Source organism: Mesorhizobium sp. YC-39 (assembly GCF_025753795.1).
Classification (GTDB): domain Bacteria; phylum Pseudomonadota; class Alphaproteobacteria; order Rhizobiales; family Rhizobiaceae; genus Mesorhizobium.
Genome location: NZ_JAOWPS010000001.1, coordinates 1,453,348 through 1,468,778, shown reverse-complemented (window position 1 = coordinate 1,468,778; position 15,431 = coordinate 1,453,348). Strand labels below are relative to the sequence as shown.

9 protein-coding genes are annotated in these 15,431 nt (G+C 62.6%); 2 read left to right on the top strand and 7 right to left on the bottom strand.

The window, feature by feature from the left end; genetic code table 11:
- The first annotated feature begins 239 nt into the window (after positions 1-239).
- Positions 240-3,917 carry a PAS domain S-box protein gene (locus OHD62_RS06880; RefSeq protein ID WP_263781717.1) on the top strand — a complete coding sequence of 1,226 codons (3,678 nt, stop codon included), beginning with the start codon at positions 240-242 and terminating at the stop codon, positions 3,915-3,917.
- A 230-nt stretch (positions 3,918-4,147) separates the two neighbouring features.
- Here the strand turns inward: OHD62_RS06880 and OHD62_RS06875 are convergent, their stop codons facing one another.
- Complete coding sequence (locus OHD62_RS06875) at positions 4,148-6,124, bottom strand: acetoacetate--CoA ligase (RefSeq protein WP_263781716.1); 1,977 nt, start codon at positions 6,122-6,124, stop codon at positions 4,148-4,150.
- A 198-nt stretch (positions 6,125-6,322) separates the two neighbouring features.
- On the opposite strand from OHD62_RS06875, the gene OHD62_RS06870 reads away from it, so the two are divergent.
- Positions 6,323-8,173 (top strand): AsmA family protein, encoded by a 1,851-nt coding sequence (locus tag OHD62_RS06870; protein ID WP_263781714.1) that lies wholly within the window; start codon positions 6,323-6,325, stop codon positions 8,171-8,173.
- A gap of 21 nt (positions 8,174-8,194) precedes the next feature.
- On the opposite strand, the gene OHD62_RS06865 is transcribed toward OHD62_RS06870, so the two are convergent.
- The 6 genes from OHD62_RS06865 to OHD62_RS06840 form a co-directional block, all read right to left on the bottom strand.
- Positions 8,195-9,013 carry an ABC transporter permease gene (locus OHD62_RS06865; protein ID WP_263781713.1) on the bottom strand — a complete coding sequence of 273 codons (819 nt, stop codon included), beginning with the start codon at positions 9,011-9,013 and terminating at the stop codon, positions 8,195-8,197.
- Between the two features lie 4 nt (positions 9,014-9,017).
- Positions 9,018-9,992, bottom strand: coding sequence for an ABC transporter permease subunit (locus OHD62_RS06860; protein WP_263781712.1), 975 nt, complete (start codon positions 9,990-9,992; stop codon positions 9,018-9,020).
- A gap of 9 nt (positions 9,993-10,001) precedes the next feature.
- Positions 10,002-11,141 carry an ABC transporter ATP-binding protein gene (locus OHD62_RS06855; RefSeq protein ID WP_263781711.1) on the bottom strand — a complete coding sequence of 380 codons (1,140 nt, stop codon included), beginning with the start codon at positions 11,139-11,141 and terminating at the stop codon, positions 10,002-10,004.
- 75 nt (positions 11,142-11,216) lie between these two features.
- A complete protein-coding gene (locus tag OHD62_RS06850; protein ID WP_263781710.1) occupies positions 11,217-12,314 on the bottom strand; it encodes a polyamine ABC transporter substrate-binding protein in 1,098 nt (365 codons plus the stop codon).
- A 370-nt stretch (positions 12,315-12,684) separates the two neighbouring features.
- Positions 12,685-13,638, bottom strand: a complete 954-nt coding sequence (locus OHD62_RS06845; RefSeq protein WP_263781709.1) for a DMT family transporter — start codon at positions 13,636-13,638, stop codon at positions 12,685-12,687.
- Between the two features lie 146 nt (positions 13,639-13,784).
- A complete protein-coding gene (locus OHD62_RS06840) occupies positions 13,785-15,239 on the bottom strand; it encodes a helix-turn-helix domain-containing protein (protein ID WP_263781708.1) in 1,455 nt (484 codons plus the stop codon).
- Positions 15,240-15,431 lie beyond the last annotated feature (192 nt).

Below are 15,431 nucleotides of genomic sequence, written 5' to 3'. Positions count from 1 at the left end.
GCTTTGACGGAAAGCCGTCTCGTTCATGTATGATGGCAATATAAAGGCAAATTTTGTGCATTGCAACATCTTTGTTGCAGCGCACCATAAAATCTTAAGGGGCGTTAACCAAGCGCCCAGAGATTCCGGCCGCTGCACGCAATGGCTTGTAGACCTTCGCGACGTGGGCTTTTATTAACAAAGCGTTAACTCAAAATTGCCCGGTCCGTGAGGGTTCGCCCAGAGGGTTCACTAGCCGCATGCCGTCCGAAAACTACTCCTTTCTCGACGTCGCCGTGCTCGACGCGGTCCGGCAGCGCTTTGCTGCCGGCGACGCGATCGCCATTCTGTCGACCGACCTCGAACAGGTGATCTGGGCCAATGGACCAGGTGCGGCCGTGTTCGGTTACCCGGACATCGAGGCCATCATCGGCGCCTCGGCAGGGCTGCCGCTGATCGCCAGGCGCCAGATCATGGCGACAAGCAATTTTCCGGAGATCGGCCGCGACCGCGCCATCACGGTCCGGCTGGCCACGGGCCTGACCAGCCGCGCGATTGGCTTCCTGGCCAGCGCCGTGACCATGCCGGATGGCGAGAATGCGATCATGCTGGCTGTGCCGGCGGCGCAGGCCGGCTCGCGCAACGCCGCCGAGATTGCCGATCGGGCGATCAGCGGCTTTACAGAGGACGGTCACTTCATCGCCTTTGTCGACGCCAACGGCAGGATCGAGGCGGCTTCGGACGGTTTTTCGGCGCTTGGCATCCTGCCCGCAACATTAGCAGCACTTGTGGCCGATGTGACGAACGAGAGCGAGCGCATCGTCAAGCGCCTCGTTCCAGGTCGCACCACCTCCTATCCGGCCGGCCTCGCCCGGCTGACGGACGAGCGGCACTTGCTGGTGGTGATCGACGAGGCCCAGCTCGACAGCGAGGCTCTTGGCGACGAAGGCATGGCGGAGACGGAGGCGACGGATGCCGTGCCGTCAATTGTCGAAGCGGCATCGGCCGGGCACGACATTCCCGATACGACCGAACAAAGCTCGCAAGCCGCCGATAGCGCCAGCCCGGCGGCCGGCGGAACGCCGGCGCAGCATGACCATTGGTACTTCAGCGCCAGTGAGGATGAGACGCGAGAACCGGCAAGGCCGGAAGCTCCTTTGCCTGGCGAAGCACCGTCCGGGCCGGATGTTCCAGCACAAAGCGGCGCGCGCGACACTGCCGAAGCCGCCGCCCCGGCCGAGCGCCCCATGCGGACCATCGACCGCGCCGCGGCGCCGCTGCGCTTCGTCTGGCGCACCGACGCCGATGGCAAGTTCAGTGCCCTTTCACCGGAATTCGCCGAGATCGTCGGCAAACCCGCCGCCGATGTGATCGGCAGGCGCTTCAGGGATGTCGCGGCCGCCTTTGGCCTCGATGCATCCGATGAGATCGCTGGCCTGCTCGAGCGACGCGACACCTGGTCCGGCCGTTCCGTGTTGTGGCCGGTGGCCGGCACCGATCTCAAGATACCCGTCGATCTGGCGGCGCTGCCCGTCTATGGCCGCAGCCGCGCCTTCGAAGGCTTCCGCGGTTTCGGCGTCGCCCGCACCGGTGATGCGGCGGTCGATCCGGAAGCGATCGGGATGGCGCTTGTCCCCAATGACCAGGCGCCGGCGGCGGTCGAGCCGGAGACCACGGAGACTGTGGCCGAAGCGCCGAAAGAACCCGATCCGTTCAAGGGCGAGGTGCCGGCGCTGACCATCGTGCCAAAGCCGGAACGTCGCTTTGCCGACAAGGTGATCCGGCTGGCCGAGCACAGGCAGCCCGCCAACGACAAGGGCCTATCGACCCTTGAACGCAGCGCATTCCGCGAGATAGGCGAGCGGCTCAGGAAGGACAATCTCCCGGTCGAGCGAGCCGATGTCGAAAGGCCGGCAGAACCGGTGGCGGAACCAGCCGAAACCAATAGCGAAGACGAGAAGGATGTCGCCAGACTCGACGGCGAGCAGCCGGATGAAGCCGTCCAGGAGCAGCCGGAGGCTGTCCAGAAGCAGCCGGCCGGCCAATCAACCGTGTCAAATATCACGGGCTCGCTGCTAAATTACGCCGACCGGGACCATGTCGCCGACAACAGCGACGACGCACCTGTCTCCGATCCTGACAAGGCGGAAGTGCCGGAGATCGCCCAACCAACCGGCACGGACAGCCGATCGATGGCCAGCGAAGCGCCGCCGAGTGCCGGAGCCACCGAAGACGACGACAGCATGACCGCCGACGATTTCCGCGATGCGGAAGACAGCGAGGATTGGGCGCGTCCCGATGGCGACGAAACCCGTTCGTCGGCCGATGACATTGGCGATGCTGGTAACGTGGTGCCGGCGCCCATCGGGCGGCCGCGTCTCCAGGTGCCGCCGCTCAAGCTCGAAGGGTTCCTGCCTTCGGCTTTCTCACCCGGAGACGACAAGGCTCCGGATATTTCGATCCTTGGCAAGCTGCCGGTGCCTCTGCTCATCCATTCCGGCGACGACCTTCACTATGCGAATGAGGAATTCCTCGGCCTGACCGGCTATGATGCGCTGGATGATCTGGAGGCCGCCGGCGGCCTTGGCGCGTTGTTTGCCGATCCTTACGACGACAGCGCCTCCGAGGGCACCGATCACGCGCTGCGGTTGAAGACGCGCGACGGCCAGGAGTTTCCGATCGAGGCCATTTTGCGCGCGGTTCCGTGGCGTACCGGCAAGGCGCTGATGCTGGTCGTGCGCCGTTCCGGCGACGACGACGCACCGCCCGCCGCCCTGCACGGTGGCGCCGACGAGCAGACGCAGCCGGACATCCCCGAGCTCAAGGCACGCATCGCCGAGATGCGCACCATCATCGACACCGCGACCGACGGCGTCGTGCTGATCGGCCGTGACGGAACGATCCGCTCGATCAGCCGTCCGGCTGAAGCGCTGTTCGGCTTCGACAGCGATGAGGTGACCGGCAAGCCCTTCGTCTCGTTGTTTGCGATCGAAAGCCAGCGTGCGGCGCGCGACTATCTCGACGGACTGTCCGAACCCGGCGTGGCAAGCGTGCTCAACGACGGCCGCGAGGTGATCGGACGCGAGGCGCAAGGGCGCTTCATCCCGCTGTTCATGACCATCGGCAGGCTGCCCAACGACAGCGGCTTCTGCGCGGTGGTGCGCGACATCACGCAGTGGAAGCGGGCCGAAGAGGACCTGACCCAGGCGCGCGCCGTGGCCGAACGTGCTTCCTCGCAGAAAACCGACTTCCTCGCCCGCATCAGTCACGAGATCCGCACGCCGCTCAACGCCATCATCGGCTTTTCCGAGCTGATGGTGGATGAGAAATTCGGGCCGGTCGCCAATGACCGCTACCGCGACTATCTGCGCGATATCAACCGGTCGGGCAACCACGTGCTCGACCTGGTCAACGATCTGCTCGACATTTCGAAGATCGAGGCCGGCCAGCAGGAGATGGCCTACGAGGCGGTGTCGCTCAACGATACGCTCGCCGAAACGGTGGCGATGATGCAGCCGCAGGCCAACCGCGAACGTGTCATCATCCGTTCCAGCTTCGCATCGCGGCTGCCGGAAGTGGTGGCCGATCTGCGCAGCGTGCGCCAGATCGCGCTGAACATCCTGTCGAATGCCATCCGCTATACGCAGGCCGGCGGCCAGGTCATCGTTTCGACCGCCTACGAAGCTTCCGGCGATGTCGTGATGCGCGTGCGCGACACCGGCATCGGCATGAGCCAGTCAGAGATCGAACAGGCGCTGAAACCGTTCAAGCAGATCAACGCACTGAAACGCGGGCGCGGCGACGGCACCGGTCTCGGGTTGCCGCTGACCAAGGCCATGGTTGAAGCGAACCGCGCCCGCTTCACCATCAACTCGACGCCCGGCGAAGGCACGCTCGTTGAAGTTGCCTTCCCCTCGACCCGAGTGCTGGCCGAATAAAAGAAAAGGCGTCCAACGGGACGCCTTGAATAATGGGATTGCTGTCACAACGGGGCTTGAGCGAATTCAGATCCTCTGGGGATTTCGAGGAACGGGATTTCTCCCTCAAGTTACGCACGACTATCGATGCCGGCCCTTAACAAATCCTTACCGGCGCGCTGGAAAATTTACCAATGTGTACCACTCATGAAATCTAGGTAAATTCGAGCGAGATAACTCGTTAACCATGGTCAGTCGGCCAACTCCGGCAGGTTGCGGAATAATTCGAGCGCTTCGGGATTGGCCAGCGCCTCCTTGTTCTTGATGGCGCGCCCATGCACCATGTCGCGCACCGCGAGTTCGGTGATCTTGCCCGATTTGGTGCGGGGGATGTCGGCGATGGCGACGATCCTGGCCGGCACGTGACGGGGGCTGGCCCCTGTGCGGATTTTCGTGCGGATGCGTTTTTCCAACTCCGCGTCGAGTTCGACGCCCGCAGCCAGCCGTACGAACAGCACGACGCGCACGTCATTGTCGAAATCCTGGCCGATGCACAGCGCTTCCAGGATTTCCGGCATCTGCTCGACCTGATTGTAGATCTCCGCCGTGCCGATCCTCACACCGCCCGGATTGAGCGTCGCGTCGGAGCGGCCATGGATGATCAGGCCGCCATGAGCGGTCCATTCGGCGAAGTCGCCATGGCACCAGACATTGTCGAAGCGCTCGAAATAGGCAGCCCTGTATTTCTTGCCCTCGGGATCATTCCAGAAACCGATCGGCATTGCGGGAAAAGCCTTCGTGCAGACGAGTTCACCCTTCTCCTGCCGGAGCGGGTGACCATCATCGTCCCAGACGTCGACGGCAAGGCCGAGACCGGGTCCCTGGATCTCGCCGGTCCATACCGGCTCTGTCGGCACGCCGAGCACGAAGCAGGAAACGATATCGGTGCCGCCCGAGATCGAGGCGAGATGCACGTCCTTCTTGATGCCGTCATAGACGAAGCGGAAATCCTCCGGCGACAGCGGCGAGCCGGTCGAGGAGATCGTTCGCACGGTCGAAAGATCGTGCGTTTTGATCGGCTTGAGGCCGGCCTTACGCACGGAATCGATGAATTTGGCCGAGGTGCCGAAATAGGTCATCTTCTCGGCATCGGCGAAATCGAACAATGCGTTGCCGTCGGGATAAAAGGGCGAGCCGTCATAGAGCAGCAAGGTCGCGCCCGAGGCGAGGCCCGACACGAGCCAGTTCCACATCATCCAGCCGCAAGTGGTGAAATAGAAGAAGCGATCCCCATCGAGCAGGCCGGCATGAAGGCGTTCTTCCTTGACGTGCTGGATCAGCGTTCCGCCAGCCGAATGGACGATGCATTTGGGGATGCCGGTCGTGCCTGAGGAAAACAGGATGTAAAGCGGATGCGCGAACGGCAGCCGTTCGAAGGCGACAGGCTTGGCGGCAAAGGGAGAAAGCGCCTCTTCGAGTGCCGCTGCCTTGTCGATGGTCACTGCCACGTCGGCCGAGGTGCCGAGATAGTCGACGATGAGGATCTTGCGGACGGTGGGAAGCTTTGCCGCTACGACGGCGACCTTGTCGGCGACCTCGATCGCCTTGCCATTGTACCAATAGCCGTCCGGCGCGATGAAGACGACGGGCTCGATCTGGCCGAACCGGTCCAGCACGCCCTGCTCGCCGAAATCGGGAGAGCAGGACGACCAGACGGCGCCGATCGAGGCAGTCGCCAGCATGGCGGCGACGGTTTCCGGCATGTTGGGCATCATGGCAGCGATGCGGTCGCCCTTCTTCACCTTGAGTGACAGGAAAAGCTGCTGCAGGCGCGAGGTCAGCGCGTGAAGCTCATTCCAGGACAACCGGCGCTCGACCTTGTCCTCGCCACGAAAGACGATGGCCGTGCCAGAGCCAGTCTTCTTCAGGAGGTTCTCGGCGAAGTTCAGCTTCGCGTCGGGAAAAAAGGCGGCGCCGGGCATCTTCTCGCCATCGACAAGCACGCGTTCACTGGCGCCCTCGCCGGTGCCCTTGTCGCCCAAGATCCCGCAAAAATCCCAGACCAGGTCCCAGAACGCCGCGCGATCGTCGACCGACCAGCGATGGAGATCAGCGTAGGAAGCAAATGTTGCGCCGGTTTTCGCCTCGGCGGCCTTCATGAAGGCGGTCATCGGGGCGGAGTCGACCTGGTCCTGCGTCGGTGTCCACAGTGGTGTTTCGGCAGCCATGATCGTTCCTCCACGGTCACCGTCGCTTATGCATATCGCAGCGCAGCAGAGCAAGATTTTGTTAAGCCGGCCGCGATGGATGTGCGCAAATGCCATCGCTGGGCCATAAAGACTTGAAATGCATCAGCCCTAAGTCGTAGTGACGATTAGGGTTACACCATCGGGCGATTTTGTCGGAATGGAAGCAACCGGGGCGATATGGCATCACCTTTGATCCGGCGCGGAATATGGGCGATCGGCGTTGCCGTCCTCGTCATCGCGCTGGTCGTCGCAGCCCTGCCGCTCGTTGCCTCGACCCGCATCGTGCGCGACCGCATTGCTTGGGAAATGAGTGCGTGGAGCGGTTTCAGGGTCACCATCGACGGCGCACCGCGGATCGAAGTCTGGCCGAATTTCCGCGCCATCCTGACCGATGTGACGCTTTCGCAGTGGACGGAGACCGATGCGCCGCCGGTGATCGAAGCCGAACGGGTCGAGGTCGATCTCTCCGCCATGGCGGCGCTGCGTGGCGACGTGGTGTTTTCGACGGCGCGGCTGGTGCGGCCGACGATCCGGGTTCAGCGCGCAGCAAATGGGCTTTTCCTGCCCGCCATACCTTCGGGCGGGCGCATCACGCGCTCCATCGACACCGCTCGCGCCGTGGTCAGCGCCGATCGCGCCAAGCCGGATCTGAGCAAGCTGCCGACAGATCCTTTCGGTACGGTGGAATTCAGAGACGGCCGTATGGTGAACTCGGTTGGCGGCAAGGACACCGAGATCCTGAGCAGCCTGAGTGGCCAGGCGAACTGGGCCGCGATGAACAGCAATGCGACGCTGTCGGCGACCGGGATCTGGCGCGGTGAGAGCGTCGCCGTGGATGCCGCATCGCCGAACCCGCTGGTGCTGTTTGCGGGGGGCGCGGCGCCGATCACGCTTTCGTTCAAGGCGGCCCCTGCCAGTTTTTCCTTCGACGGCGTGGCCAGCATGTTCGAGAATGCCTATTTCGACGGCCAGGCGAAATTTGCCGCACCCTCGCTCAGGCGGGTGCTCGAATGGTCGCAGGCCGGCATCGCGCCGGGTGCGGCAATCGGCTCGATCTCCGTTTCGAGCAAGGTGACGGCGACCGCCGGCCGCGTCAAACTGGAAAACACCGCGCTCGCCCTGGACAACAATCCGGGAATGGGCGCCCTGGATCTTTCCTTCGGCGAGGCGCGACCGGTGATCGCCGGGACGCTCGCATTCGACACGCTCGACTTGTGGTCGTTTCTTTCCGCCTTCACGCCCTTGGCGCCCACTGGCGGAACTGGTCCCGCTGAGATCGACACGAGCTTCGCCGACCGGATCAATCTCGATCTCAGGCTGTCGGCGGCCCACGCCACCGCCGGCGCCATCCAGCTTGCCGATGTCGCCGCCACCGCGCAGGTCAAGAACGGTCTTGCCGTCTTCGACATTTCCGATGCATCGGCCTTTGGCGGCAACATCCAGAGCAGTCTTCGTTTCGATCGCAAGCCGGAGGGGACGCAGGTCGAGATCAGGCTGCTTGCCTCGGATATCGACGGCGGCGCGTTCGGCACCGCGGCCGGAATGACGCGGCTGGTGCCGATCGGCACGGGAACCGTCTCCGTCATCCTCAAGGGACCGGGCAGAACCTGGGATTCCATCTTCGAAAACGCCGACGGCTCGGTCTCGGCGACATTCGGCCAGGGCGCGCTGAGCAAGTTCAATCTGCCGGCATTTCTCAAACACACCGAACAAGGCGGGTTCTTTGCACTCGACGATGTCTCCGACGGAACGCTGCCGATCGATGGAGCCGAACTCAAGGCGAGCATTTCGAACGGTGTGGCGAAGATCGACAAGGCCGAGGCCAATTCGGCGAAATACAAGCTCTGGCTTTCCGGCATCGCAACCTATGCCGGACGCGGGTTGGCCCTGTCCGGCGGCATCATCCAGCCAGACCAGGCGGCGACACCGACAAACGGCCAAGGTCCCAGCCAGTCTTCGTTCTTCGTCGGCGGCACCTGGAGCACGCCGTTCATCTCGCCGATAAGCCGCGGCGTTTCAGGGGAGTAGGCAGCCAGATCGCGGCCCATCTCACCCGCGTTGCGCGGCCTGCTCGTCGCGCTGGCGCTGGACCTCGCGACGCTTGTTGGCGAGCGAAGCAATGATAACACCGATGGCCACAACCGCGATCAGGATGGTGCAGGCGGCGTTGATCTCCGGCGTCACGCCGAGGCGGACCTGGCTGTAGATCTTCATCGGCAGCGTGGTGGCGCCAGGCCCCGAGGTGAAGCTGGCGATAACCAGATCGTCCAGCGAGAGAGTGAACGCCAGCATCCAGCCGGACACGATCGCCGGCATGATGACGGGCAGCGTGATCTGGAAGAAGGTCTTCACCGGCGGCGCGCCCAGATCCATGGCTGCCTCTTCCAGCGAGCGGTCGAAGGTGATCAGACGCGACTGCACGACGACGGCGACGAAGCACATGGTCAATGTGATGTGCGCAAGGGTGACGGTTAGGAAGCCGCGGTCAAGGCCGACGGCGACGAAGAGCAGCAGCAGCGACAGGCCGGTGATGACTTCCGGCATGACCAGCGGTGCAAAGACCATGCCGGAAAACAGCACCCGGCCCCTGAAGCGGGTGTAGCGCGTCAAGGTGAGAGCCGCCAGCGTGCCGAGCACGGTCGCCACGGTGGCCGAAATGACGCCGACGCGCGCCGTTACCCAGGTGGCGTCCATCAGACCCTGGTTGTGAAACAGCGAGACGTACCATTTGGTCGAGAAGCCGCCCCAGACGGTGACCAGCTTCGATTCGTTGAACGAGAAGACGATGAGCAGGACGATCGGCAGGTAAAGAAAGGCAAAACCCAGCACGATCGAGGTGATATTGAAGCGGCTCCAGGTGACGTTCATGGTTTCACCGATCCTGTTCTTGGGCGTGCGCCTGGGCCCGCTGGAAGAACATGATCGGCACGATCAGCAGCAACAGCAGGATAACAGCGACGGCCGACGACACCGGCCAGTCGCGATTGGCGAAGAACTCGTTCCACAGCGTCTTGCCGATCATGAGCGTTTGCGACCCGCCGAGCAGATCGGGAATGACGAACTCGCCGACGGCGGGGATGAACACCAGAAGACAGCCAGCGATGACGCCAGGCAGCGACAGCGGAAAAGTGATCTTCCAGAAGGCAGTGATTGGCGGGCAGCCGAGATCCTTGGCCGCCTCGATCAGCGAATAGTCCATTTTCTCAAGGGAGGAATAGAGCGGCAGCACCATGAATGGCAGGTAGGAATAGACGATGCCGATGAAGATCGCCGTGTAGGTGTTGAGGATGATCAGCGGCTGGCTGATGATACCGGTTGAGAGCAGCAGCTGATTAAGCAGGCCCTCGGGCTTGAGGATGCCGATCCAGGCGTAGACCCGGATCAGGAACGAGGTCCAGAACGGCAGGATCACCAGCATCAGCAGGGTCGGTCGGATCGTCGCCGGGGCGCGGGCCATGCCGTAGGCGATCGGATAGCCGACGAGCAATGTCAGGACCGTCGAGATTGCGGCGATGACGACACTCGTCACATAGGCGTTGAAGTAAAGCGCGTCCTGCGTCAGCCAGGCGTAGTTGTCGAAGTTAAGCGCACCAAATCCCGAGAGAAATCCGGAAATGCCGTCTCTGAAGTCGAGTACCGGCGTGTAGGGCGGCATGGCAATCGCTGTCTGCGACAGCGAAATCTTGAAGACGATGATGAACGGAATGAGGAAGAAGAACAGCAGCCAGAGATACGGGACAATGATAACAAGACGGGCAATGAAGGCAGCGCCCAGCCTGACCAGAGTGGATTTGCTTGCATCCGTGGCCGGAGAGGTCGTTGCGGCGGGGACAGCGGCGTTTGACATGATCGCCCCCTACCGCGTCAGCACAACGCCGGCGTCGGGCCGGAAAGAAACCCAGGCACGGTCGTTCCAGCTCAGCGGGTCCTCGGTTATGCGTGCCGCGTTCATGGTGCTGGCCCGCACCACCTGGCCGTCGTCCAGCCTGACATGATAGACGGTCATGTCGCCGAGATAGGCGATGTCGTATACCTCGCCCTCGATGGCGTTGACGGCACCGGCAGGTTTCGTGGACGACACTTTGATCTTTTCCGGCCTGATGGCGAAGGTGACGGCCGCACCAGCGGCAGCGTTGCCGGCATTTTCGGTCCGGATGGTGATGCCATTGCCGGCATCGATGCTGGCGACCCCGGCCTCGCCACGCGCGATCTTGCCTTCGAACATGTTGACGTTGCCGACAAAACCGGCGACGAAACGGGAGCCCGGCGCCTCGTAGACTTCCGCCGGCGTCGCCACCTGCATCACCTCGCCCTTGTCGATGATGGCGATGCGATCGGCCATGGTCATCGCCTCCTCCTGGTCGTGGGTAACGACGACGAAGGTGAGGCCGAGATTTTGCTGCAGGTCCATCAGTTCGAATTGCGTTTCCTCGCGCAGCTTCTTGTCCAGCGCGCCCAGCGGCTCGTCGAGCAGCAAGACCTTTGGCCGCTTGGCGACCGAGCGCGCGAGCGCGACGCGTTGGCGCTGGCCACCAGATAGCTGGTGCGGCTTGCGTTTGGCGAACTGCTCGAGCTTGACCAGCCTCAGCATCTCGGCAACGCGCGCCGCGATCTCAGGCTTGGGCATGCCGTCCTGCTTGAGGCCGAAAGCGATGTTGTTCTCGACCGTCATGTGCGGAAACAACGCATAGGACTGGAACATCATGTTGACCGGCCGGCGATAGGGCGGAATGCCGCGCAAATCCTGGCCGTCGAGCAGGATGCGACCGGCGGTCGGCTCCTCGAAGCCAGCAAGCATCCGAAGCAGCGTCGACTTTCCGCAGCCGGAGGCGCCTAGCAGGGCGAAGAATTCGCGCTCGAAGATGGTCAGCGACAAATTGTTGACCGCGGTGAAGTCACCAAACTTCTTGGTGACATTGTCGAACTGGATATACGGCTTGGCGTTCGGATCGTTCCATGGCGCGAAATCCCTGCGGATGCTGCCAAGCGATTTCATGTCCCCACTCCGTCTGCTGCTTGCCCCGAAAAGAAGTCGACCCCGGCAGCGGCTGCCGGGGTCGTGTCAGATTGCTTATTGGCCGGTGACGATCTTGGTCCAGGTGCGCGTAATGATGCGCTGGGTCTTGGGATCGTAAGGCGAGACGGTGTAGAGTTTTTCCAAGGTCGCAGCGTCCGGATAGATCGCCGGATCATCCAGGATCGCTTTGTCGATGAACTGCTGCGACGCCTTGTTGCCGTTGGCATACAGTACATAGTTTGACGATTTGGCGATCACTTCGGGCTTCATCATGTAGTTGAGGAATTCGAGCGCTTCGGCGACATGCGGGGCATCGGCCGGTATCGCCATCTGGTCGAACCACATTTGAGCCCCTTCCTTCGGCACCGAATATCCGATTTCAACGCCCTGTTTGGCCTCATCCGCGCGGTTGCGCGCCTGGAATACGTCACCCGACCAGCCGACCGCCAGGCAAATATCGCCATTGGCCAAGGCATTGATGTATTCGGAAGAGTGGAACTTTCTGATATAGGGCCGAACCTTCAGCAGGACTTCCTCGGCCTTGGCGATATCGTCGGCAGATGTGCTGTTCGGGTCGAGACCGAGATATTTCAACGCCGCCGGTATGATGTCGGCTGGCGAGTCGAGCACATAGACACCGCAGTCTTTCAGCTTGGCCAGACTTTCCGGATTGAAGAAGACATCCCAGCTATCGATTTTGTCGGTGCCAAGTGCTGCCTGCACCTTTTTGATGTTGTAGCCAATACCGACCGTGCCCCACATATAGTTGATCGAGTATTCGTTGCCGGGGTCGTATTTGGCGGTCCGTTCCAGAACGGTGTCCCACATGTTGGAAATGTTGGGCAGCTTCGACTTGTCGAGCTTCTGAAACACACCCGCCTGGATCTGGCGTGCGAGGAAATTGCCGCTGGGCACGACGACGTCGTAGCCGCTGCCGCCGGCAAGCAGTTTCGTTTCCAGGATCTCGTTGGAATCGAAGGTGTCATAGACGACCTTAATGCCCGTTTCCTTGGTGAAGTCGTCGATGATCGAGCTGTCGATATAGTCCGACCAGTTGAAGACGTTGACGACGCGGTCCTCGGCATGAGCGCCGATGGTGAAAAGCGCCAGAAATGCCGAGGTCGCCGAAAGCCAGAGCGCTTTGCGGATCATGCTATTCTCCTTTGATGAGTGTTCCGTCGCCGGCTCGTCGCAGCGTCCGCGCGGCCGGGCATTTGTTTCAGACTATTGAGCTTTCCAGGGAGCGACAAGCGCGAATTGCCGGCACCATGGCGGAGTGATGCAGGCCGAGCCCGGTGTTTCCTTTGTGGTCGGGAAGGCGCTCCGTCGCCGTCAGAAGCTTTCGCCGCTGCGCGGGTAGAAATACAACGATGCACTCCGGTCTGGATCAGGCCGGCGGAGAGACTTGGCAAGATACGCCTGTCTTGTTGTTGCCGTATTTGCAGCCTGCCCGCGCGGCTGCCGCGTTGTCAATGGCTCATCTCGATTTGGGGCTCATCTCGCTTTGGCGCGTGCGCTCTCCTCAATTAGGCGACGGCATGCCGGTGACACCTGGCCGCACGGGCCGTGCCTGGCGCCTGAATTCGTGCCCGATATGGACGAGCAGCGCTGTGACCACGACCGCGCCGCCGACAATGGTGCGCGCCGACGGCACCTCGGAGTGGATGAGCCAGACCCAGATCGGGCCGAGGATCGGCTCGAATGTGCCGAGCAGGGCAGCGATTGCTGCCGGAACGAGCCGGGCGCCGGTGGCAAAGAAGGCAAGGCCAAGGCCCAGATTGACCACGCCGAAGGCAAAGAGGAAGCCCATGTCGCGGCTGGAAACGGCGAATTCCGATGCCTGCGATGCAGCGAATGCGGCGGCAAGCATCGTGCCGAGGCAGGTCGCCGGCGTCATGCGCACATGCGCAAAGCGCCGTGTGATGACGGTGGCGATCGAAAACATGACGGCGATGAGCAGGGCCAGCCCGTCGCCGATGGGCGAGACAGCGCCATCGAGGGATTCCGACACCATGATGGCGACGCCTGTTATGACGGCGCCAATCGCCACCCAGGTCGCTATGGCCACTCTTTCGCGAAACAGCGCCCAGGCAAACAGCGCCGCCAGGAGCGGCACGCCAGCTTGCATCAAGAGGATGTTGGCGACGGTGGTGTAAGCAAGCGCCACGACGAAACTGGTCGATGCGGTGGCGAAGCAAAAGGCCACGGCAAGGCCAGGCAGACCCATATCGCGAAACAATTTCAGCGTGCCGCGCCTGCCGTCGCGCCAGATCATGAAGCAGACCAGGAAGGCGGCGGCCCAGACCGAGCGCCAGAACACCACGGTCCAACTGTCGCCGGCGTCGATGAAGCGGGCGATGGTGCCGCCGAAACTCCACATCAGCGCCGACAGGAACACCAAGAGAAAGCCGATGCGCTCGCCGTGCGGCGAGACAACAGGCGAAACGGCCATCGGTGCTGATGCGGTATCGGTCATGGGCGCGACTGTCGGCGATTTCAGGGCAGCATGATGCGCAACGGGCGACGAAAACGTGCCGCATTCGCGTAGCGCAAAGGCAATGCTGGGGCGTGATCCACCAAACAGCGACGGTTGTGGCAAGACAGCAGGTCGCGCGCTCGATCCTACTGAAAATCGAAGGCGCTCAGTCCGGTCACCATCTCGTCGAGGCCGAGCGGACGCGTGACCGGCGGCTCGGCGCGCGCGAGGCAGCCGATGCGTTCACAGAGCCGGCAAGCGGGGCCAATCGGTGTGGCCGAACTGGTGCCCTGTCCGGGTTTTCCGACAGCGGCGGCAATCGCGCCCGGCAGTGCCGCGCCGTAGACGATCTCGTCGCGAAAGCCGATGTCGCAGCCCAGCAGAAGTGCCGTACGGCGCGGGCGTTCCGCAAATGCGCCCTGCGGCCCTTCGAGCGTGCGGGCGACGCACAGGAACTCGGCGCCATCGGGCATTTCCACCGCCTCGACGAAGATCTGGCCGGGCTGGGCAAAGGCGGCATGGACAGGCAGCTTCGGACAGCCGCCGCCGAAGCGGCTCTGCGGAAAACCCTGGCTGCCCGCCTTGCGGAAGCGGTTGCCGGCATTGTCGACCTCGAGCATGAAGAACGGCACGCCGGATGCGCCCGGCCGCTGCAGCGTGGTCAGGCGGTTTGCCGCCTGCTCGAAGGAGACACCGAAGCGCGAGCGCAACACGTCGATATCGTAGCGCGCGCGGTGGGCGGCCGCCTGAAAGGCCTGATACGGCATCATCAGCGCGTGGGCGGCGTAGCGGCCAAGTTCGAAGCGCGCCAGCCGGCGGGCCTCGTCCGTGGTCAGCTTCAGCGCCTGGATCTCGCCCGCCACCGCGACCGTCATGCGGATCAGACAGGCCTCCATTGCCACTTCGCGCAACTGGTCGAACGGCGACAGGCGCTCGGACAGAAACAGGCGCTGCGAATGGCGGTCGTAACGGCGGCGCCAGTTCGGCATGGTGGCGACCGGCAGCACCTTGACGGCGATGCCGTATTCGCGCTTCAGCCAGGCCTTCAGCGCACCGAACAGATCGTCGCCGGGATCGAGCACCGACGTGAACGCCTCGGCCTCCGCCTCGAGCGCGGCGAAATGGTTCGGCCGGCGCTCGAAAATCTCGTGCACCTCGTCGATCGGCAGCCGCGCGCCGGAAAGCGCGGTGGCCCTGCCCTCCCGCGCGAGAAGCTCATTGAGATCGGAAAGCCGCTCTGCCTGCTCGCGATAGGCGCGGAACAATTTCACCACCGCGGCGGACGCATTGGGCGCCGCCTCGGCAAGCTCGATCAGCTCCTGGTCGCCCGGCAATTCGCCAGCCAGCAACGGATCCGAGAAGACTTCCCGCAAGGCGGCGACCGCCCCTTTCGCCTCGCCCTGCAATTCATGCGGATCCACCTTGTAGACGGTGGCCAGCTTCAGGATCAACTGGACCGTTAGCGGTCGCTGGTTGCGCTCGATGAGGTTGAGATAGGACGGCGATATGCCGAGCCCTTCGGCCATCGCCGTCTGCGTCAGGCCCTTGGCATTGCGGATGCGGCGGATGCGCGGTCCAGCGAATATCTTATGCTCGGCCATATTCTCTTTACACGAATTTACAACGAGGGGTTCATTTCGATTTGCGAACTGAGCTTTTACAATATTTACAAATTTACAGCCGCACGCTGTCAAACGCAATACAGATTTTCCCTTATTTTTCGGCCTATCACTTAGATCTTCTGGCCAATTTTGCGATGAAATGTAAATGATGTCACATACGGCGGCGCGAAG